At 64.8% G+C, this 19,632-nt stretch carries 18 protein-coding genes; 8 read left to right on the top strand and 10 right to left on the bottom strand.

What is annotated here, in order from left to right:
• From ACODS0_RS27350 to ACODS0_RS27360, 3 genes are all read left to right on the top strand, one after another.
• The coding region (locus ACODS0_RS27350) for an isocitrate/isopropylmalate family dehydrogenase (protein WP_488838391.1) at positions 1 to 209 on the top strand (209 nt) is incomplete at its 5' end.
• Positions 210 to 347: 138 nt separating this feature from the next.
• Positions 348 to 764: a hypothetical protein gene (locus tag ACODS0_RS27355; protein ID WP_488838393.1), complete on the top strand. Its 417-nt coding sequence runs from the start codon at positions 348 to 350 to the stop codon at positions 762 to 764.
• 41 nt (positions 765 to 805) lie between these two features.
• A complete protein-coding gene (locus ACODS0_RS27360; RefSeq protein ID WP_488838395.1) occupies positions 806 to 1,786 on the top strand; it encodes a hypothetical protein in 981 nt (326 codons plus the stop codon).
• Between the two features lie 590 nt (positions 1,787 to 2,376).
• Here ACODS0_RS27360 and ACODS0_RS27365 read toward each other — a convergent pair.
• A complete protein-coding gene (locus ACODS0_RS27365) occupies positions 2,377 to 2,760 on the bottom strand; it encodes a VOC family protein (RefSeq protein ID WP_094286972.1) in 384 nt (127 codons plus the stop codon).
• A 154-nt stretch (positions 2,761 to 2,914) separates the two neighbouring features.
• Positions 2,915 to 3,133, bottom strand: coding sequence for a hypothetical protein (locus ACODS0_RS27370; RefSeq protein WP_488838397.1), 219 nt, complete (start codon positions 3,131 to 3,133; stop codon positions 2,915 to 2,917).
• Positions 3,134 to 3,204: 71 nt separating this feature from the next.
• Between ACODS0_RS27370 and ACODS0_RS27375 the strand changes: the two genes are divergently transcribed.
• Complete coding sequence (locus tag ACODS0_RS27375; protein ID WP_488838398.1) at positions 3,205 to 4,101, top strand: LysR family transcriptional regulator; 897 nt, start codon at positions 3,205 to 3,207, stop codon at positions 4,099 to 4,101.
• 534 nt (positions 4,102 to 4,635) lie between these two features.
• Here the strand turns inward: ACODS0_RS27375 and ACODS0_RS27380 are convergent.
• From ACODS0_RS27380 to ACODS0_RS27390, 3 genes are all read right to left on the bottom strand, one after another.
• Positions 4,636 to 5,061, bottom strand: a complete 426-nt coding sequence (locus ACODS0_RS27380; protein WP_488838400.1) for a VOC family protein — start codon at positions 5,059 to 5,061, stop codon at positions 4,636 to 4,638.
• The gene (locus tag ACODS0_RS27385; protein WP_488838402.1) at positions 5,061 to 5,615 is read right to left on the bottom strand and encodes a helix-turn-helix domain-containing protein; all 555 of its coding nucleotides are present in this window, start codon (positions 5,613 to 5,615) and stop codon (positions 5,061 to 5,063) included. Before ACODS0_RS27385 ends, ACODS0_RS27380 begins: the two co-directional genes overlap by 1 nt.
• Before the next feature lie 88 nt (positions 5,616 to 5,703).
• Positions 5,704 to 6,726, bottom strand: a complete 1,023-nt coding sequence (locus ACODS0_RS27390; protein ID WP_488838403.1) for a saccharopine dehydrogenase NADP-binding domain-containing protein — start codon at positions 6,724 to 6,726, stop codon at positions 5,704 to 5,706.
• 94 nt (positions 6,727 to 6,820) lie between these two features.
• Here ACODS0_RS27390 and ACODS0_RS27395 point away from each other — a divergent pair, with 94 nt between their 5' ends.
• Positions 6,821 to 7,489: a TetR/AcrR family transcriptional regulator gene (locus tag ACODS0_RS27395; protein ID WP_488838405.1), complete on the top strand. Its 669-nt coding sequence runs from the start codon at positions 6,821 to 6,823 to the stop codon at positions 7,487 to 7,489.
• A 99-nt stretch (positions 7,490 to 7,588) separates the two neighbouring features.
• Here ACODS0_RS27395 and pmbA read toward each other — a convergent pair whose 3' ends face one another.
• Positions 7,589 to 9,031 carry a metalloprotease PmbA gene (gene pmbA / locus ACODS0_RS27400; protein ID WP_121507131.1) on the bottom strand — a complete coding sequence of 481 codons (1,443 nt, stop codon included), beginning with the start codon at positions 9,029 to 9,031 and terminating at the stop codon, positions 7,589 to 7,591.
• 64 nt (positions 9,032 to 9,095) lie between these two features.
• On the opposite strand from pmbA, the gene yjgA reads away from it, so the two are divergent.
• On the top strand, positions 9,096 to 9,767 hold the full coding sequence (yjgA, locus tag ACODS0_RS27405) for a ribosome biogenesis factor YjgA (protein ID WP_488838408.1): 672 nt from the start codon (positions 9,096 to 9,098) through the stop codon (positions 9,765 to 9,767).
• Positions 9,760 to 10,368, top strand: a complete 609-nt coding sequence (gene mog / locus ACODS0_RS27410) for a molybdopterin adenylyltransferase (protein ID WP_488838410.1) — start codon at positions 9,760 to 9,762, stop codon at positions 10,366 to 10,368. The genes yjgA and mog overlap by 8 nt, the downstream gene beginning before the upstream one ends.
• A gap of 106 nt (positions 10,369 to 10,474) precedes the next feature.
• Here the strand turns inward: mog and cysE are convergent, their stop codons facing one another.
• A complete protein-coding gene (gene cysE / locus ACODS0_RS27415) occupies positions 10,475 to 11,254 on the bottom strand; it encodes a serine O-acetyltransferase (RefSeq protein WP_121419380.1) in 780 nt (259 codons plus the stop codon).
• Between the two features lie 35 nt (positions 11,255 to 11,289).
• Positions 11,290 to 12,093: an RNA methyltransferase gene (locus ACODS0_RS27420; protein ID WP_488838412.1), complete on the bottom strand. Its 804-nt coding sequence runs from the start codon at positions 12,091 to 12,093 to the stop codon at positions 11,290 to 11,292.
• 175 nt (positions 12,094 to 12,268) lie between these two features.
• Here ACODS0_RS27420 and ACODS0_RS27425 point away from each other — a divergent pair, with 175 nt between their 5' ends.
• Entirely contained in the window at positions 12,269 to 13,225 is a 957-nt protein-coding gene (locus ACODS0_RS27425) for an inositol monophosphatase family protein (protein ID WP_488838414.1), read from the top strand.
• Positions 13,226 to 13,426: 201 nt separating this feature from the next.
• Here the strand turns inward: ACODS0_RS27425 and ACODS0_RS27430 are convergent, their stop codons facing one another.
• Positions 13,427 to 14,557 (bottom strand): response regulator, encoded by a 1,131-nt coding sequence (locus ACODS0_RS27430; RefSeq protein ID WP_055400172.1) that lies wholly within the window; start codon positions 14,555 to 14,557, stop codon positions 13,427 to 13,429.
• Between the two features lie 24 nt (positions 14,558 to 14,581).
• Positions 14,582 to 19,486, bottom strand: a complete 4,905-nt coding sequence (locus ACODS0_RS27435; protein ID WP_488838416.1) for a PAS domain S-box protein — start codon at positions 19,484 to 19,486, stop codon at positions 14,582 to 14,584.
• Positions 19,487 to 19,632 lie beyond the last annotated feature (146 nt).

The raw sequence follows: 19,632 nt of genomic DNA on the forward strand, positions 1-19,632 counted from the left end.
TTGCCAACCCGATCGCAATGATCTGGTCGGGCGCGCTGATGCTGGACTTCCTCACCCAGGGCCAGGGCGCGGGCAGGTTGGCACACGACGCCATCGTGCGCGCCATTGAACACACCCTGCGAAGCGGGCCGCGTACGCCCGATCTGGGTGGCAGTGCCAATACCACGCAAGTGGGTCAAGCCATCGCGGAGCATGTGGCCACAGTCTGATCGGTGCGCGGCATCACAAAAGCATCACTGCGGGCAATGAACGACTCGTCGTCAGCAGTGAACTGACCAAGCACTGCTGCAACACCGGTATCGCCGAATCGAAAACCGCCCCACTCCATCACCTGTGCAAGGCCCCACATGAAGCCCATCACCACCATCTTCTGCATCGCCGCCATGGCCTGGCTGGCCTCCAGCAACACCTATGCATGCAGCTGCAAGCTCGCCTCTGCGGAAGCAAATGCACCACAGGCCACGGTCGTGTTCAAAGGCGTTGTGACAGAAGAAATCGTCGACCCTGCGAACAAAAACGAGTACCGAGCCCTTTTCAGACCCACCACCATCTACAAAGGCGATCAGGTCACGGCCATCACGGTGCACACTCGGGGCGACCAGGGGAGTTGCGGCGTGCGGTTCGCCAAGGGGTCCGAGCACATGGTGTTCGCCTTCCAATCAGGCCAACGGCTGCGCACCAGCCTGTGCAACACCTGGCCCATCTCCAAGAGCTATGCCAGCCATACCGCCGAAGTCGAAAGCCATTTCAACAGGCGCAAGTAACGGCCCTCCGGCCCAACGCACGCAGCCCCCCCGCCATGCCCATGAAGTCCCCCGCCCCATTGCCCGCCGAAAAAATCAGCAGGGCAGAGATCATGGAGAACTGGGCACTGTTTCTGGCAGTACTCGGGACCATTCCCTGGGCGATCTATCTCATCAATGATGTCCTTCCGCAATGGGACATCCGCGTCATGAAACTCGGAATCCTGGTTTTCGGCATCATCATTCCACCCCTGATGATCTGGAGATTGGCGGGTATCCTGGTCCATAAAATTTATCCCCCGAAAAATACGCCCGTCAATTTCCAAAAAAAACATTCAGCAGCGAGCGAAAGCACGGTAAGCCATGATATTGGCTTCATCGCAGGCACCCCGGTTCACACCCGCAATGGCTTGGTGCCCATTGAGAAAATTCGCGTAGGTGATTGGGTCTGGAGCAAGGCAGAAATGGGGGCTGAACTGCTGTGCAAACAGGTTACAAAAGTATGGGAATTTCCAGAACAACCCGTGCTGGCCATACAAGTGATCTTGAATGAAGATCGCATCAAGCGGCTTTCAGTGCCAGATGAACAACTCGCCACACGAATGATCATCATGGGAGCCAGGCAACCTCTTCAAACCATGATGGGCGGCTGGATGGAAGGAGAAAGAATCGGCCGCAGCGAATGTTTAGTGATAAAAAATGAGGGCTATGCGTACGTTTCGGCTTCGGCCGCCGCTGTTTTAAAGACACACAATCCTCTTCGTGGGCTGCACTCTACAGATGATGCACCGGACTGCGGCTGGGGCCAGTTGATTGATTTCAGTCGCTATCCGCATGTGGACTTCAGCCAAGCCACTGTGGAGTTTGATTCATTTGAGGAAAGCTATCTTCCACCAGAAATGTGGCACCCCACATACAGCATCGAGGTGGGAGACAACGACATTTTCTACGTTGGTGATCTACACAGCCATCAATCACCCCAAGCACAAAAAGAAGGCCTCATTGCACGCTGCGCCAAACGTAGTGGGTCAGACACCAATTAAAGCAGGATTTGAAATGAAATCCAGCACGTAAGATAAATTCAGAACCCTACAAAGAATGGAATAGACGCAATGATTACCATCGGAAGCCGGGATGAAATTGAGTCACCTTGGGTACCGTTTGCTCTATTTATTATTTTTTTGATTTTTTCCATTATTGCCATAAGAATCTTTCTTCGAGAGTTAAATGGGTGAGCGATCAGGCTGATGAAATAATGCGCCATATTCACCCAACCCTCCGACCGACTCAGGGCCGACGCAGCAAGCGCTGCTGGTGGACAAGGCTTGCTGGAGTCGATTGCGAAGGCCATTCGCCTGCGGGTAAACAGCCACCACCCGGCGGCACCCGGAACTGGGCCGTGATGTGCGCCTGCGCGCACTCCGACGCTGCGACGGCACATCGAAGAAGTGATCAAAAGCGGCCCGCGCACACCGGACCTGGGCGGCACGGCCAGCACCACGCAGGTGGGCGAGGCGATTGCGGCGCGGGTGGCTGGGCACTGAGCCACGGCCCTCGCCTTAATGCTCCTATTTCAATAGCTTAAAAGACATACCCACCGGGCGGTACGGCCTTTTTTTCTTGAAAAAACGGGTTATGTGGCAATGTCCTCGTGCAGACAGAGGTAGTTGCCTTCGGTGTCCTTGAACCACGCGGCCTTTTCGGCGCCCAGCACACACACGTGATTGACGGTCTTGAGGCCCGGGAAGTCGTAGTCCTCGAAGACCACCTTCGCGCGTTTCAGCGCCTCGATGGTGGCGGCGATGTCGGCCACCTGAAAGCTGATGGCCGTGTGGTCGGCCTTGGTGCCTTCCGGCTTGGGGAACAGCGCCAGCGTGCTGCCCCCCACCGCATAGACAAACTTGCCATCGGGCCGGAACCCGCCGGGCTTGAGCCCCAGACAACCCTCGTAGAAGGCGCGGGCGCGGTCCATGTCCATCACAGGCAGCATGGTGGTTACAGAAGCATCGGACAACATACCAGGTCCTTTCGCTCAATCCGGCCCCGGGCCTTGCAGCCCCCTGGCGCACACCAGGCCCCGGTCCGGGCCGCCTGACCGGTGGTGCAGTGTAGGCCGATCCCCTCCGCCTCACCAGTGCAAGCAGTACAGGCAGTGAGGAGGCCCACCCTCGTCACCCCCCATGGGGCGGCACCCTGAAGTTCTCGCTGATGCGCTTTTCCGCCCGCGCCAGGGCGGCACCCAGCGCCCGCAGCCACCGCCCACCCAGGTGCCGCACCCGCCGGGGCCAGTGGCCCCCATGGCCCAAGTGCTGTGGCACAACCCCCGGCGGCTGGCAGGCCTGGGATTGGCGGGTGGTGCTTTCGGGGTCCAGACGGGTGGGATGCAACATGGCCCGGATGCTCGGGCTTGGCGTACCATCTGTAAAGTTGAATTCAATGAAGCTTCAATTCATAAAAACTGATGCGTAACTTCAACCTGGACCACTTGCAGACGCTGATCGCCATCGCCGACCTCGGCAACTTTGCGGCGGCCGCGCAGGCGCTGCACCTGGCGCCGCCCACCATCAGCCTGCACATCAAGGAACTGGAATCGCGCCTGCAGGCCGACCTGGTGGTGCGGGGTCGGCGGCAGGCCGAGCTGACGCCCGCAGGCGAGGTGCTGGTGCAGGAGGGGCGCCAGCTGCTGCTTGCCTGCGACGATCTGATGGAGCGCGTGCGCCGCCGCGCCTCGGGGCGCGAGGGCATCGTGCGTGTGGGCGTGTCGGCGGGCGTGAGCACGCGCCTGCTGCCGCGCATGCTGGAGGCGCTGGCGGTGCGCTGCCCCGGGGTGGAGATCCGGCTGGAGGCCGTGGGATCGGCCGAGTCCATGCAGCGGCTCAAGGCAGGCACGCTGGACATTGGCATCATCGCCAGCCCCCAACCACCGTTGGCCGAGGTGGGCCAGACCCCCTGGCGCAACGACCCCATGGTGGCCCTTCTGCCTGCAGCGTGGGAGGCGCCCGCGTTCGCAACCCCCGACTGGCTGGCCAGCCGCCGCTGGGCATCGTTTGCACCCGCCACACAAATGCACGGGCTGATTGCCAACTGGTTTGGCCAGGCGGGCCACCACCCGCGCCCCTTTCTGGCGCTGAGCTACCCCGGCGCGCTCAAGAGCCTGGCGGTGGCCAGCCAGTGCGCCGCGCTGCTGCCGATGGAGGAGGTGGAGGACCTGCAGGGCACGCCCGATGTGCAGATCCGCCCTCTGCAGCCGCCGCTCATGCGCCCCATGGCTGTGGCGCACCGCCACCAGCCACCGCCCTCACCTGCGGTGGAGGGCGTGCTGCAACTGCTGGTCGAATTTGCGGACTTTGGGGAGTAACAGCTGGGCTTGCCGCCCGCCATCACACGGGTGGTAAGACTGGAGCGCCTGGGGCACGCCGCACCGCAGACCGCCGCAAATAGGGCTGCACAAACAGGTACAGCCCCGTCAACAGCAGCAGCGCCAGCGGCGGCAGGGGTGCATACGTCACCCAATCCGGCGGGTTGCCTGCACCCTGCGCACGGACCACAAAATTGCCAATGACGGCTAGGGCGTGTCACCCTTCAATTCCCTCACGCGAAAGCCAGCCAGGCCGTGCAGTGCTAGGCGCCCTGAGTGCCGTGTAGCTTGGCTACACAAGCGAAGGGCAACGACGCAATGCGCGGCCTGGCTGGCTTTCCCTCCGGGCTGGCCGCGCAATGCGGCGTCTGCTTTGTCGCGTGGCTTGCCCATAGATGACTATGGGCTGCGCCCCCCCTTCGCGCATCCATCCGCATTGCGCGGCCAGCGCGTGGGGGAATTGAAGAGTGGCACGCCCTGCCGTGAACGCCATCGACACCCAGCGGTGAAACCGCCGAATGCCCACACCGGCGCTCATTGCGCACCTCCGGCCGCGAGCTGGATCATCTTCCAGCCATTGCCCGCAGGGTCCCGAAAACCCGCATCCACATTGCCGTACCGGTCCACGGGCTCCTGCGTGAACTCCACACCCTGGTCGCGCAGCCGGGCATACGCAGCGCGGCAATCTGCCACATGCAACACCAGCGGCGGCATGGCGCCCTTGGCCACCATGGCGCGCAAAGTCTGCGCTGTGGCGGCATTGTGGATGGGCGGGCCGGGTGTGAACAGCCCCAGCTGAAAGTCTGGCTGATCGGGGTGCTGCACCGTCAGCCAGCGGTAGGGGCCGTTGCGCACGTCGGTGTGCACACGAAACCCCAGCTTGCCCACATAGAACGCCAGCGCTTCGTCCTGGTCGTCCACATACACCCCCACCACACCAACGCCTTGGTTCTTCGTCATCAGATCTCCTTGGTTGCTGATGGCCGATTTGTACCTTCCGCCAGGCGGCGGCGCTTCTCCAAAACTGCTGTGGTGAGGTCGGGACGCTGTGCGGCTTTCAACACACAGGCGGGCACCTGATCCAGGAGCGTGGCACTGGCCTGGGCCTCCAGCCGTACCGCACCGGGGCTCATCCCCGTGATGTCGCGAAAGATGCGCCCGAAGGTGCCCAGGCTCTCCCATCCGGTGGCAAACGCAATCTCGGTGATGGGCAGGTTCGTGTCGCGCAGCAGCGTGGTGGCCTGCTCGATGCGGCGGGTCAGCAGGTAGCGGTGGGGCGGAATGCCAAACGCCTGCCGGAACGAGCGGGCGAAGTGCGCCTCCGACACGCCGCTGACCTCGGCCAGCCGCTGCACGGGCCAGGCCTCGTGCGATGCGGCGTCCATGCGGTCCTTGGCGCGCAGCAGGCGGCGCAGCAAGGCCGGGTCTTGCGGCGCAATAGCCGCACCGGATGTCTGCTTCGATGGCGCAGAGGGCGCGCTGGAGGGCAATGGGAGCGGGCGCTCAAAGGGCATGCGCGAAGCATATCGCCTTGGATTCTGGCGACCCGCCCGACTGTCCCGGGCATGGATCGCGGCTGGCACGCACACTCGGAGTCGCTTTTCAGGCTACCTGCACATCGCCAAAGACTTCGAGCGCCTGGCCGTTCAGCGCCCGCAACGCGTCCATGGAGTCCACCGCCTCGCCCAAGGCCAGCGCACCGCTGCGCTGAAAGGACGGAGCCATCAGGCGCTGCGCGGCCTCCAGCACCAGGGGCGCCGTGACAGCATAGATGTCCTGGCCGCGCACACCGGCCGTCCGCACCACGCCGTTCTGCACCAGCCGCACCACCAGTTCAAAACGCTGTGCCGACCGGCCGCTGCCATCCACCGCCGTGGGCGGCGGGGTGCTGGCATCGCGGATGTCGGCCAGGGCCGAGCGGTTGATGAGGGAGCGGATGGTTTCGGCCTGCAGGTGGTGGGCCAGGGTGATGGTCTCGCTGAATGGCAGCTCGACCATGGCATAGGTCGCCAGGGGCGCGGCAAAGGTCCAGTCCGGCACATCGACCGAGGGCACCAGGGGCACCAGGCGCCCGCCCTGCACCACTTGGCGCTGCGCCTTGTTGCGCTCGCCCGTCAGGCGCGTGCCTTCGGTGGGCCACCAGCGGTCCAGCCCCATGGCCACGGTGATCTCGTCGATGGGGCCGGGAGCGGCGAGCGCGCTGGCCAGCAGGTCGGCCAAGCCACCGTAGAAACCGGCAGCGGGCACCACAACGCGCCCGGCGGCCACTGCAGGTGCCTGCAAATCGGCAAAGGTGCCCTGGGCGCTGGGCTGCTCGGCGGTCACATCGATGTAGTGGGCGCCCGCATGCAGCGCGGCCTGCGCCACCGGGGTGGCCGTGTCCATGAATGGCCCCGCGCAATGGATGACCACGCCACAACCGGCAAAGGCCTGCACCAGTGCCGCCGGGTCGTCCAGCGCCGCCACGCGGCACTCCACCCCTGAGGGAAACAGCGCAGCCAGCCGGGCGGCATTGCGCCCCACGGCCACCACGCGCAGGCCACGGCGCAAGGCCTCCTGCACCACAAACTGACCGGTATGGCCGCTGGCACCGTACACCGCGATGGAAGGAACAGAGGATGTCATGGAGAACCTTTCGGGAAAGAAGTGGAGGGGAAAATTGACGATACAGACCTGTCTGTTTTTTGAAGATTACAGACAGGTCTGTATCATGTCAAGCATGGCCGCACATTCTTTTTCCCCTCCCCTCCCGGCAACCGCGCCAGGCGCCCACCCCAAGCCTTCGTCACGGCGCGCTGCGACGGACTCCAGCGAGCCCGTGCAGGACGTGCGCGAGCGCATCCTCGACACGGCGTCGAGCCTGTTCTACCAACGCGGTGTGCGCGCCGTGGGTGTGGACCTGGTGGTGGCCGAAGCGGCCGTGGCCAAGACCAGCCTGTACCGCTACTTCCCCACCAAGGACGACCTCATCGTGGCGTTTCTGGAGCGTGAAGACGTGGACTTCTGGGGCCTGTGGGATGCGGTGGCAGCGCAGCATGCCGACGACCCGGCCGCCGAGCTGCAGGCCCACATGCAGTGGATCGGCGAGCGGCTGGGCCGCTCCAACTACCGGGGCTGCCCGCAGATCAACGTGGCGGCCGAATTTGCCGAGCAGGACCACCCTGCCCGCTTGGTGGCCCGGCAGCACATGGTGACGCTGCGCAGCCGCCTGCACGGCATTGCAGAGCGGCTGGGCGTGCCCCGGCCCGAGGCCCTGGCGGCCCAGCTGGCTGTGCTCATCAATGGGGCTTTTGTGAGTTCAGGCCTGCTCAGCGGCGAGGAGGCGACACCCGTGCTGCAAGCAGCAGTGCAGGCCTTGCTGGCGGGTGCGCGGGCAGGCAACACGTAGCGCAACAGCTGCTCAAAAAACAAAAAGGCCCCCGCTCGCCGCGAGGGCCTCTTTTGCATCAGCGCGGCCCTTTGCGGCGGCTGCGCTACGGACCAGGCGTTAGCTCCCCGCCACCTTCATGCGGTTGACCAGGATGGAGCCCACGGTCTTGGCGCCGTAGTTGTAGGCATCCGCACCCACGGCCTCAATGCCCTTGAGCATGTCTTTGAGGTTGCCCGCGATGGTGATCTCGTGCACCGGGTAGGCGATCTTGCCGTTCTCCACCCAGAAGCCGCTCGCGCCGCGCGAATAGTCGCCGGTCACGTAGTTCACGCCCTGGCCCATCAGCTCCACCACAAAGAGGCCCGTGCCCAGCTTTTGCAGCATGGCGTCGAGGTTGTCGCTGGCTTGCGTGAGGCGCGAGGTCATCACCAGGTTGTGCGAGCCGCCCGCATTGCCCGTGGTCTTCATGCCCAGTTTGCGGGCCGAGTAGCTGGACAGGAAGTAGCCCTCGACGCGCCCTCCTTTGACCACCTTGCGCGGCGCCACGCGCACGCCTTCTTCGTCGAACGGCGAGCTGCCCTTGCCGCGCAGGATGAAAGGGTCTTCCAGGATGTCGATGTGTTTGGGAAAGACCATCTTGCCCAGCGAGTCGAGCAAGAAGCTGCTCTTGCGGTACAGCGAGCCGCCGCTGACGGCCTGCACAAAGCCGCCCAGCAGGCCGGCGGCCAGGGTGGATTCGAACAACACCGGGCATTGCGTGGTGGGGATCTTGCGGCTGCCCAGGCGGCTCAACGCGCGCTGCGCGGCGTAGCGGCCCACGGCCTCGGGCGATGCCAGTTCGGTGGCGTCGCGCATGGAGCTGTACCAGGCATCGCGCTGCATCTCGGCGTTGCGGCCGGGCAGCGAGGCGATGGGTGCGACGGAGAAGCTGTGGCGCGAACTGGCATAGCCGCCGCGAAAGCCGCGTGTGTGGGCGCTGAAGAAATGGCTTTGCTGGGCCGACACGCCCGCGCCTTCGCTGTTGGTGATGCGGCGGTGCGTCTTGAGCGCGGCGGCCTCGCAGGCCTTGGCGATTTCAGCGGCCTCTTCGCTGGTGATGGCCCAGGGGTGGAACAGGTCCAGATCGCGGTGCGTGTCGGCCGGGGCGATGTCATCTGCATCCGGCAGGCCTGCCATGGGATCTTCGGCCGTGAAACGGGCGATATCGTAGGCTGCCTGCACGGTCTGCTCGATGGCCTTGTTCGAGAAATCGGAAGTGCTGGCGTTGCCACGGCGTTTGCCAAGGTACACCGTCACGCCCAGGGATTTATCGCGGTTGCGCTCCACGTTCTCCAGCTCGCCCTTGCGCACGCTGACCGACAGGCCGCAGCCCTCGGACGCCTCGGCGCCTGCGTCGGTGGCGCCGAGCTTTTTGGCATGGGCCAGGGCGCGGTCCACCAGGTCTTCAAAGAACGCGCGGCTGTAGCTGAAGCCGTTGTCAGGGGTGCGGGAGGTGGCAGGCGCGGGCGCTGCGGCAGCCGCGCTTTGGGCGCGCGCGGCGCGGGTGGAGGGTTTATTCATAGCGGCAGCTATGATACTTGCCGCTGTGGCGCGCTCTGCGCCGCTTCTCTTTTTGCCCCCACCCATGTCACGCAAACCCAAAAAAGGCTACTTTGTGCGAGGCCAGTTCGTTGCCGAAGGCAGCGAAATGGACATTCAGCTCAAGGCCGAACTCAAAGGCACGCCCGATGCCAGCCGCACCGATCTCAAGCGCGAAAGCGACGAACTGCAGGAGCTGGGCAAAGAGCTTTTGAGCTTGCGCGCCGACCTGTTCGAGGCGGTGGGACTGCCCGACAAGCTGGTGGACGCGCTGGCCGAGGCCAAGCGCATCACCAACTTTGAAGGCAAGCGCCGCCAGATGCAGTACGTGGGCAAGATCATGCGCAAGCTCGAACCCGAGCTGGTGTTAGCCGCCCGCCAGGCGCTGGAAGAGCAGCACAAGGGCTCGGCCACCGAAAAGATGCAGTTGCACCTGGCCGAACACTGGCGCGACCGCCTGATTGCCGACGATGACGCGCTGGCCCCCTGGATGGCCGAGCACCCCACCACCGACACGCAGCAGTTGCGCGCGCTAATCCGCCAAGCCCGCAAGGACGCACAGCCTGCCGGCAAGGAGGCCAATGTCCAGGTCTCGCAAGGCCTGGCCCCGCGCAAGGGCCGCGCCTACCGCGAGCTGTTCCAGCTGGTGCGCGAGCACCTGGGCGGCACGGGTGCAGACGACGCCAGCGATATCGATGAGGACCACGGCGATGAGTGAGCCTTCCGCCCTGCACGACCCGGTGAAGATCGGCATCGTCTCCATCAGCGACCGCGCCAGCAGCGGTGTCTATGAAGACAAGGGCCTGCCCGCGCTGCAGGACTGGCTCACGCGCGCACTGCACAACCCCATCACCTTCGAATCGCGCCTGATCCCCGACGAGCAGGAAGGCATCAGCGCGGCGCTGATCGAACTGGTCAACGCAGGCTGTTGCCTGGTGCTGACCACCGGCGGCACGGGCCCTGCCTTGCGTGACGTGACGCCCGAGGCCACGCTGGCCGTGGCGCACAAGGAGATGCCGGGCTTTGGCGAGCAGATGCGCCAGATCAGCCTGAAGTTCGTGCCCACCGCCATCCTGTCGCGCCAGGTGGCCGTGGTGCGCGGCCAGAGCCTCATCATCAACCTGCCCGGCCAGCCCAAGGCCATTGCCGAGACGCTGGAGGGCCTGAAGGAGGCCGACGGCAAGCAAGTCGTGCCGGGCATCTTTGCGGCCGTACCCTACTGCGTGGACCTGATTGGCGGGCCGTATCTGGAAACGCGGGACGAGGTCTGCAAAGCGTTCCGCCCCAAGAGCGCTGTGCGGGCAACTCGCCCAGCTTGATACTTCAGAATTTGAAGCAAATATTGCCGCTAGCGCTTATTCGATAAGCGCAAACAGCTATATTTTTCATAGCAACAAAATAAGACAGGGCAGCGCAGGCACGCCGCTACTTGCCCACCAGTTCGTTCAGCTTGCCCGCCTCGAACTGCTCCTTGAGCGCGGCATCACACGGCACGCAGTCCTTGTTCTGCGGGTTGGCGGACAGCTTCTCGATGGCCTGCCACAGCAGCGCGATCTGGTGCTCCTGCGACGAGGCGTTGTCGATCAACCCGCGCATGGCCTGCGAGAGCGGATCGTCCTCCTGCGTGATGCCATAGGCCGTGAACTTGCGCGCCTGCTGCGGCTCGGTCACGTCCGCGCTTTCGCCAGCTTTGGACGGGATGATCCGGGCCGGAATGCCCACCGCCGTGGCGCCCGCAGGCACCGGCTTGATGACCACGGCATTGCTGCCGATCTTCGCGCCGTCACCCACTTCAAAGCCGCCGAGCACCTTGGCGCCCGCACTCACCACCACGTCCTTGCCCAACGTGGGATGGCGCTTGGCACCTTTGTACAGCGAGGTACCGCCCAGCGTGACGCCCTGGTAGATGGTGCAGCCGTCGCCGATCTCGGCGGTCTCGCCCACCACCACGCCCATCGCATGGTCGAAGAACACGCGCTCTCCAATCTTCGCACCGGGGTGGATCTCGATGCCCGTGAACCAGCGCGCAAAGTGCGAAATAAAGCGACCGAGCCATTTCAGGCCGTGGTGCCAGCACCAGTGCGCGGGGCGATGCAGCCAGATCGCGTGCAGGCCCGGATAACAGGTGATCACCTCCCACGTGCTGCGCGCGGCAGGATCGCGGTCGAGGATGCACTGGATATCGGAGCGCAGGCGGGCGAACATCGGTTCTTTTCGTTATGTGTTTATGGCCGCACAGTCTAGCGTTTCGCCTCAGCGGCCTCGATCATGGCTTTGGCGACACCTCTCAAGATGTGGATTTCTTCAGGGCTGAGCTGCGCGCGATTGAAAAGCTGGTTAAGGCGGGGCATGAGCTTCTTGGGCGCGGCGGGGTCCAGAAAGCCAATGGTGGTAAGCGCCTGCTCCCAGTGGCCCAGCATGCCCGCTACCTGCGCGGCGTCGGCCAGGGCGCGCTGTGGTGTGGCATCCAGCACCGGGAACCCGCCCAGCGCCATGCGCCATTCGTAGGCAATCACCTGGATGGCGGCGCCCAGGTTGAGCGAGCCAAAGCCGGGGTTGGTGGGAATCGACAGTGCTACGTGGCAGCGGTACACATCCTCGTTGGTCATGCCAAAACGCTCGGAGCCAAACAGGAAGGCGACACCGGCCTGGCCGGCTGCCGCAGCCGAAGGATCTTCTGGATTTGAGGTGTTTTTGGCCTCTAGCGCTTTTCCACCAAGCGCTAACAGCTCTTGTTTTAATAGCAAGTCGAAATGGGCACGCGGCGCAGCCGTAGGCGGCCCGAAGTCGCGCGGGGTCATCGCCGTGGCGCACAGGTGGCTCATGCCGTCCAGCGCCTCATCAAGCGTTGCAACGATGCGGGCGTTCTCCAGCACGTCGAGCGCGCCACTGGCACGCTGGATGGTTTCCTCGCGCCGCAGCACGTTGGCCCAGCGCGGGGCCACCAGCACCAGGTCATCAAAACCCATGGTTTTCATGGCGCGGGCGGCAGCGCCCACATTGCCGGCGTGGCTGGTGTTGATCAGGACAAAACGGGTCTTCATGGGCAGGTGCAGGACAAGGGAAAAGGCAAGCGGTTAGGCGAAAAAGAGGCTCTGCGGGTAAAATCCTGCCCTCATTGTCGCCGCCCGCATCGCCGGGTCGGATCGCACCGCTCCTGATTCGCAGGCTGCCTCGCTTCATTGTTGACGCACGGCGCCCTGCTCACCACCACAATTTATGTCGTCCAACCTGCACCCCATGCTTAACGTGGCCATCAAGGCCGCACGCGCCGCCGGCGCCATCATCAACCGCGCGGCCCTTGACGTGGAATCGGTGCGGATCTCGCAAAAGCAGATCAACGACTTTGTGACCGAAGTGGACCACGCGTCCGAAAAAATCATCATCGAGACGCTGCTGACGGCCTACCCCGGCCACGGTATCCTGGCCGAAGAGTCGGGCAGCGAATACGGCGCCAAGGATTCGGAATTTGTCTGGATCATCGACCCGCTGGACGGCACCACCAACTTCATCCACGGCTTTCCCGTGTACTGCATCAGCATCGCGCTGGCTGTGCGCGGCAAGGTCGAGCAGGCCGTCATCTATGACCCCTCGCGCAACGACCTGTTCACCGCCACCAAGGGCCGTGGGGCCTACCTGAACGAGCGCCGCATTCGTGTAAGCAAGCGCACCCAGCTCAAGGACTGCCTGATCTCCACCGGCTTCCCCTTCCGCCCGGGCGACAACTTCAAGAGCTACCTGAACATGATGGCCGACGTGATGCAGCGCACCGCCGGCCTGCGCCGCCCCGGCGCCGCCGCGCTGGACCTGGCCTATGTCGCCGCTGGTTTCACCGATGGTTTCTTCGAGACCGGCCTGTCGATCTGGGACGTGGCCGCGGGCTCGCTGCTGGTGACCGAGGCCGGTGGCCTGGTGGGCAACTTCACGGGCGAAGCGGACTTTCTGGAGCAGCGCGAGTGCCTGGCCGGCAGCCCCCGCATCTACGGCCAGCTGGTGCCTATTCTGGGCAAGTACAGCAAGTTTGCGAGCGCTGGCGACAAGGCGGCTGTGCGCCAGGCGGCTGCGGCAGACGCACCCCTCAGCGCTGAAGCCGAGGCTGCAGCCGATGTGGAGTCCGACACCACGGGTGCCGCCCCACAGGCCGACGCCCCCAAGAGCGAAGACGCGCCGTTCTAAACCCATCCACCGCGCACGGCAGTTAGGCCAGCACACGATGACCAATGGTGAGATCTCCTAGCTGAACCGTGCAGCGGGCGAGACGCACACCAGTGCAGCCGTGCAAGGGCCGCCCCGCCGCACTGGCTGCGTCCCCCTTCCCGAATTGCGCAGCAATTCGAGAGAAGGGGGAAGCGACGAAGTCGCTCAGGGGGTTGTCCTTTATCCAGGGTCGGGGTATTTCTGGGCAATGCTGCGGAAGTCTTCCGCGATGTCCACAAACGCATCCACCATATCGGGGTCAAAGTGCGTGCCCTTGCCGCGAATGATGGTGTTGCAGGCCTGGTCGTGTGAAAACGCGGGCTTGTAGACGCGCTTGCTGATGAGTGCGTCGTACACATCGGCCACGGCCATGAGGCGCGCCGACACCGGGATGGCATCGCCCGCCAGGCCCTGCGGGTAGCCTGAGCCATCCCACTTCTCCTGGTGGCTGTAGGCGATCTCCTTGGACACGCTCAAGAACGCCACGCGCATGCCCAGGCGCCGCTCGGCTTCGTCAATGGCGTTGCGGCCCAGGGTGGTGTGGGTTTTCATGATCTCGAACTCTTCCACCGTGAGTTTGCCGGGTTTCAGCAAGATGCTGTCGGGGATGCCGATCTTGCCGATGTCGTGCAACGGAGCGGACTTGTACAGCAACTCGATCATGCGGTCGTTGAGCACGGGCTCGAAACGCGGGTGGTGGCGCAGCCGCTCGGCCAGCGTCTTCACATACAGCTGGGTGCGGCGAATGTGGTTACCGGTTTCGTTGTCGCGCGTCTCGGCCAGCGATGTCATGGCCATGATGGTCACGTCCTGGATGGCCTGCACCTCCAGCGTGCGCATGGCCACTTCGCGCTCCAGGTACGAGCTTTTGTCGCGCAGGAAATCCGCCGTGGCCTTGAGCGCCAGGTGGGTGTTGACCCGCGCCAGCAGGATGGGCGGGCTAATAGGCTTGGTGATGTAGTCCACGGCCCCCAGGGCCAGGCCCGCGCGCTCGTCGTCGGTGTCGGAACGCGCCGTGAGAAAGATCACCGGGATGTCGCGCGTGGCCGCCGCAGCCTTCAGGCGCCGGCAGACTTCATAACCATCCATCTCGGGCATCATGATGTCGAGCAGGATCAGGTCGGGAGGGGTGTCGGACTGCGCGATCTTCAGGGCCTTCTCGCCATGGTTGGCCACCTTCACCAGGAAATGCTCGCGCAGCAGGCTGCCCATGAGGGTGAGATTGTCCGGCGTGTCGTCCACCACCAGCACCGTGGCGATCGGCTTGTCAACAAGAGCGGCCTGTGGGGAGGCAAAGGGCGCGTTGTCCATGGAAGTTCCTGGGTGTTGTGCCGCTCAAGGGGTGTGAACGGCAGGGTGTTCGGGGCCTGACACGGCGGCCATTGCCGACAGTGCTTGCTCAAAATCAAAATTCTGGGTGTGCATCTCGACCACCGTGAAGCTGCTCCCCAGCGCGGATCGGAGCACCTGGACATTGTGTTGGAAAAACTCCGGAGCTGCAGGGTCGTCCTGCTCCAGCAGCGTGCGCAGCTTTTGCAGGACCGCCGTGGCGCCCGCTCCCTGCAGCGCGGCCCCAGCAGGGGTTTCCAGGACTTCCGGCCGCCCCGTTTGCTGCCCCTGCATCCACGCCTGCAATCCCGCCAGCAGGGGCTGCAACGCAGCGCCCAGGGTGGCCGTCAGTCCCGCGGACATTTCGGCATGCGCCCCACTGCGCAAGGCCTGCTCCAGCGCTTGTGCATGGGCCGACACCTCGTGCGCGCCAATGTTGGCCGCGACCGAGCGCAGGGTGTGGGCCAGCCGCTCGGCCAGCACCACATCTGCGCTGGCGACGGCCTGCTCCAGATGCGCAATCACCGACGACTGGCCTTGCACAAATCGCCGCAGCATCTCGGCGTACAAGCCCGGCTTGCCCAAGGCGCGCTGCAGACCCAGGCGGGTGTCCAGCCCGGCAACTGCGGGAAAAGCCGCTGCCACCGCAGCGGCATCAGCCCCCTCTGGCGCCATCCCATCAGCCCCCCAACCCGAACTGGCACCAGCGCCTGCTGCGCGGGGCACCCCCTCCACAGGCGGTTTGCCCAGCCCCGGCCGGGGTCGAATCCAGCGGCTCAGGGCGGCCCACAACGCCGCAGGCTCGATGGGTTTGGCCACATGGTCGTTCATGCCGGCCGCAAAACAGCGCTGGCGATCGGACTCCATCGCGTTGGCCGTCATGGCCACGATGGGCAGGTGGGCATGGCGCGGATTGCTGCGCAATTGCCGCGTGGCCGTTTCGCCGTCCATGACAGGCATCTGCATGTCCATCAGCACCACGTCATAAGCCTTGCGCTCGATGCGGTCGAGGGCGATCTGGCCGTTCTCGGCAACATCCACGGCAAAACCGGCTTCGAGCAAGAGTTCGACCGCCACCATCTGGTTGAGCTCGTTGTCCTCCACCAGCAGCACCGACGCTCCCCGGATCTCCAGCGGCAGCTCGTCAGCAGCGGGCGCGGGGGTGACCGCGCGGCGCGGGCTGTAGGTGGAGTGTTCCAGCGGCTGCATCAGCGTGTCGAACAGCAGCGAGGCGTTGACGGGTTTGATCAGCACCGTGTCGATGCCCTGAACGCGGGCGGCACGCATCACATCCTCGCGGCCGTAGGCCGTGACCATGAGCATCTTGGGCACCTGCGCCATGCCCAGGCCCCGGATGTGGCCGGCCAGCTCCACACCGTCCATGCCCGGCATGTGCCAGTCCAGCAGTAGCAGGCCAAACGGTTGGTGCCGTGCCATGGACTCGCGCAGCCGGTCGAGTGCCTCCAGGCCGGAGTGGGCCTGCTCCACCTCAAAACCCATGGCCAGCAGCATGTCGGACAGCACGGTGGCCGCTGTCTGGTTGTCGTCCACCACCAGCACACGGCGGCCCCGGAGGTCCGGGGGCGGCAGCAGCACGCGCGCGGGTGCACCGCGTTCGAGCGGCACAGTGACCCAGAACGTGGAGCCCTGACCATAGGTGCTCTGCACCCCTACCTCGCCGCCCATCAGCTCCGCCAGGCTCTTGCAGATAGCCAGGCCCAGGCCCGTGCCGCCATAGCGGCGCGTGGTGGAGGTGTCTGCCTGCTGGAAGCTCTGGAACAGCCGCCCCATCTGCTCGGGCGTAAGTCCGATACCGGTGTCACGCACTTCAAACCGCAGCATCACCCGGTTGCCCTCTGCCTCCAGCAGCCGCACGGCAATGCTGATCTCGCCCGTTTCAGTGAACTTGATGGCGTTGTTGGCAAAGTTGATGAGGATCTGGCCCAGGCGCAGCGAATCACCCACCAGGTTGGGAGGCACGTCGGCCGCCACATCGCAAACCAGCTCCAGCCCCTTGGCACCGGCCTTGTAGCCCACCACGTCGGACACACTCTCCAGCATGCGGTCGAGCACAAAGGGCTGCTTCTCCACCATGAGCTTGCCCGCCTCGATCTTGGAAAAATCCAGGATGTCGTTGATCACGCCCAGCAGGTGCTGGCCGGCCTGCTGGATCTTGCTCACGTAGTCGTGCTGGCGTGCTGTCAGGCCCGACTTGAGCGCCAGGTGCGACATGCCGATGATCGCGTTCATCGGAGTGCGGATCTCGTGGCTCATGTTGGCCAGGAAGTTGGACTTGAGTGCGGTGGACTCCTCGGCCAGCTCCTTGGCGCGGCGCAGGTCCTGCTCGGCGCGCTGACGGTCGGTGATGTCGACAAAGGTCCCGATGGCACCGCCCGGCGAGCCGTCGGGCCGCGAGAAGCCGTGCAGCCAGAACAGCGTGTGGTGTACCTTTCCGTCGGCATACGGCAGGTCCACCTCCTTGTGCACCGACTGGACCCCGTGCAAGGCCTCCTGCGCGTCCGCATCGAAGCGTTCGCGCTCGGTCTCGGGCAGGAACGCCAGGTCCCGCACGGTCTTGCCGATCAGTGCCTCGCGCTGCACCCCAAAGGCCTGCTCGTAGGCGCGGTTAAAGCCGATGTACCGGCCGTCCGCGCCCTTGTAGAACAGCGGCACGGGGATGGCGTCAATCAGTGCCTGCTGGAAATCCAGCTGCTCGGCCACCTGCTGTTCCAGCAGCTTTTGTTCGTGGATATCCACGTTGACGCCCACCACCCGCACCGCCCGCCCGTTGCCATCGCGAAATATGCGGGCCGCCGACAGGAACCATCGCACCTCACCGTCTGGCCGCACGATGCGCCAGGAATCGCGAAGGTGGGTCTCGCCGCCCGCCAGGGCACTCGAAAAGGCGGCCACCGCGCGGGCGCGATCATCGGGGTGCAGAACCGCCTGCCAGTCACGCTGGGAGCGCACCTCCGTGCCCGGCGCCAGGCCGAGCAACGCCAGCAGCTTCTCGCTCCACAGCACCTGGGAGGTGAGCAGGTCAATGTCGAACACACCGATCTTGCCGGCCTCCTGCGCCAGCTCCAGCCGGTCTTTGGCCTGCTGCATGGCGATCTCGGCCCGGCGCTGCTCGCTGACGTCCTCGATCACCCAGAGGGATGCGTTCTTGAACCCCTCCATTTGCACGCTGCGTCCTGCCATGCGTGCCTCAAAGCTGTGGCCATCCAGGCGAAACAGCGTCGATACCTGCCGCACGGCGCCCCCGGCGTTCAGCACGGGGCCGACCTGGCCGTAGAACTGCTTCGCGCGGTCCTCCCCACCCAGCAACACCCCGACGTCCAGCCCCAGCAGCTCGGACGCCGTGCTGCCCATCAGCTCCACAAACGCCGGGTTGAACTGCCGGAACTTCCCGTCCCCCACCAGCGCAATGGGGGGCGCGTTGTCAAAGATGGCGGTCTGCTGCTCCAGCAGCTCGTTGAGCAGACGCTCACGCCGCTCCAGCTCCTTCTGTGCCTGGATACGCCCCGAGGCGTCTTCATGCAGGCCAACGATGGCAATGCGCTTGCCACGCTCGTCAAACACGGGCGAGAGCGTAGCCTCGTCGTGGTAGAGGCTTCCGTCCTTGCGGCGGTTGACAAACTGCCCTTGCCACGAGCGGCCCGAAAGCAGCGTGGACCACATCTCCTGGTAGGTCTGCGCCGGGGTCTGGCCACTGGACACCACCGACGGCTTCTTGCCACGCACCTCTTGCAATGTGTAGCCGGAGTTGCGCTCGTACTGCGGATTGACCCAGTCGATGCGCCCGTCTCCATCGGTGATGACCACCGAGACCGGGCTGCTCCCCAGCGCAGCGCCCAATACCCTGAAGCGCTCCAGCGCAGCGCTCACCCGCGCCCGGCTGCGCAGCAGCTCCAGCAGCAGCAGCCCCAGCAGGCTCAGCAGCACGAAGGCAGCCCCTCCCACCTTCAGGCGCTCAGCCCCCGTCATCAGGGTGCTCACGTCATCCAGCATCGCCAGCTGCCACTGGCCGCCGGGGTCGCTCCAATCGACCTGGCGGCGCTCCACTGCGTAGTTCACCCCGTCGATGACAACCTCGCCCGCATCCGGCGCGAAGGGCAGTGAAGAAGCCAGGCCCTTGTCGAAGTGGTTGCCAAACTGGCGCGAAGCGCGGATCGAATCAATGCGCGCCTGCGTGAGCGGCGGCGCCACCGCAAACAGCCACTCGGGCCGCGTCGATGCGAACACCACGCCTTGCGGAGACAACAGCACCGTGGGCAACTGGGTGCTCTTGAGCACCTCGTCAAACAACTCGAACCCTACCTTGAACATCACCACACCGATGATGGAGCTGGAAGGCGTGTCGTTTTCATACAGCGGCGCGGCGTAATAGAGGCCCCGCTCCTGCGAGTTGCTGCCAATGGCGGCATACACGCTGATGGCGCCCTTGATGGCCTGCTGAAAATACGGACGAAACGCCAGGTTGATGCCGGTGGATCGGCCCCCCGGCGTCTCGTGGGCCACCACCGTGCCATCGGCCGCCATGACATACACGCCGTTGACCAGAAACCGCCCCCGGGCCACCCCCAGCCGCGCCAGGGCTTCAGGGTCGTCCGGTGCCAGCTGCCCCAGGGCCATCGCCTTGAGCAGCGGCTCGCTCAGGCCCAGCAACGACACCGCGCCCAGCATGCCGCCACCCGTGATCCGGGCCTGCAGCGTGTCCACGGTCTGCTGCAGCAGCTTGGCGCGCTCGTCAGCTCGTTGGGCACCTTGCCAGTGCATGGCCCCCAGCACCACCAGCCAGGCCCCCACCAGTGCCGCAGCCACCACCAGCGCCAGACCACGCACGCCCGGGGCATTGCGGTCCAGCACCTTGTCCAGAAATCCGCCCACGCCCTCACCCACCCGCGTCACGCGGAACCTCCGTCCAAGCCCTGGCCAACCAGCGAGCGGCTCTTACCGAGCGGGATACAGCAAGGCATCAATGTCCCCCACCGGCCCGGGCCGCCCAAACAGATACCCCTGAAACCCCTCACACCCATGCAGCCTCAGGAAACTCA

The organism is Acidovorax sp. FG60, assembly GCF_057808995.1.

Bases quoted from the DNA above. Each gene is read 5' to 3' on its own strand.
- ACODS0_RS27355 (WP_488838393.1), top strand. From the start codon at position 348: ATGAAGCCCATCACCACCATCTTCTGCATCGCCGCCATGGCCTGGCTG.
- ACODS0_RS27390 (WP_488838403.1), bottom strand. From the start codon at position 6,726: ATGACATCCTCTGTTCCTTCCATCGCGGTGTACGGTGCCAGCGGCCAT.
- ACODS0_RS27395 (WP_488838405.1), top strand. From the start codon at position 6,821: ATGGCCGCACATTCTTTTTCCCCTCCCCTCCCGGCAACCGCGCCAGGC.
- cysE (WP_121419380.1), bottom strand. From the start codon at position 11,254: ATGTTCGCCCGCCTGCGCTCCGATATCCAGTGCATCCTCGACCGCGAT.
- ACODS0_RS27425 (WP_488838414.1), top strand. From the start codon at position 12,269: ATGTCGTCCAACCTGCACCCCATGCTTAACGTGGCCATCAAGGCCGCA.
- ACODS0_RS27375 (WP_488838398.1), top strand. From the start codon at position 3,205: ATGCGTAACTTCAACCTGGACCACTTGCAGACGCTGATCGCCATCGCC.
- ACODS0_RS27380 (WP_488838400.1), bottom strand. From the start codon at position 5,061: ATGACGAAGAACCAAGGCGTTGGTGTGGTGGGGGTGTATGTGGACGAC.
- ACODS0_RS27430 (WP_055400172.1), bottom strand. From the start codon at position 14,557: ATGGACAACGCGCCCTTTGCCTCCCCACAGGCCGCTCTTGTTGACAAG.
- ACODS0_RS27370 (WP_488838397.1), bottom strand. From the start codon at position 3,133: ATGTTGCATCCCACCCGTCTGGACCCCGAAAGCACCACCCGCCAATCC.
- yjgA (WP_488838408.1), top strand. From the start codon at position 9,096: ATGTCACGCAAACCCAAAAAAGGCTACTTTGTGCGAGGCCAGTTCGTT.
- ACODS0_RS27365 (WP_094286972.1), bottom strand. From the start codon at position 2,760: ATGTTGTCCGATGCTTCTGTAACCACCATGCTGCCTGTGATGGACATG.
- ACODS0_RS27360 (WP_488838395.1), top strand. From the start codon at position 806: ATGAAGTCCCCCGCCCCATTGCCCGCCGAAAAAATCAGCAGGGCAGAG.
- ACODS0_RS27385 (WP_488838402.1), bottom strand. From the start codon at position 5,615: ATGCCCTTTGAGCGCCCGCTCCCATTGCCCTCCAGCGCGCCCTCTGCG.
- mog (WP_488838410.1), top strand. From the start codon at position 9,760: ATGAGTGAGCCTTCCGCCCTGCACGACCCGGTGAAGATCGGCATCGTC.
- ACODS0_RS27420 (WP_488838412.1), bottom strand. From the start codon at position 12,093: ATGAAGACCCGTTTTGTCCTGATCAACACCAGCCACGCCGGCAATGTG.
- pmbA (WP_121507131.1), bottom strand. From the start codon at position 9,031: ATGAATAAACCCTCCACCCGCGCCGCGCGCGCCCAAAGCGCGGCTGCC.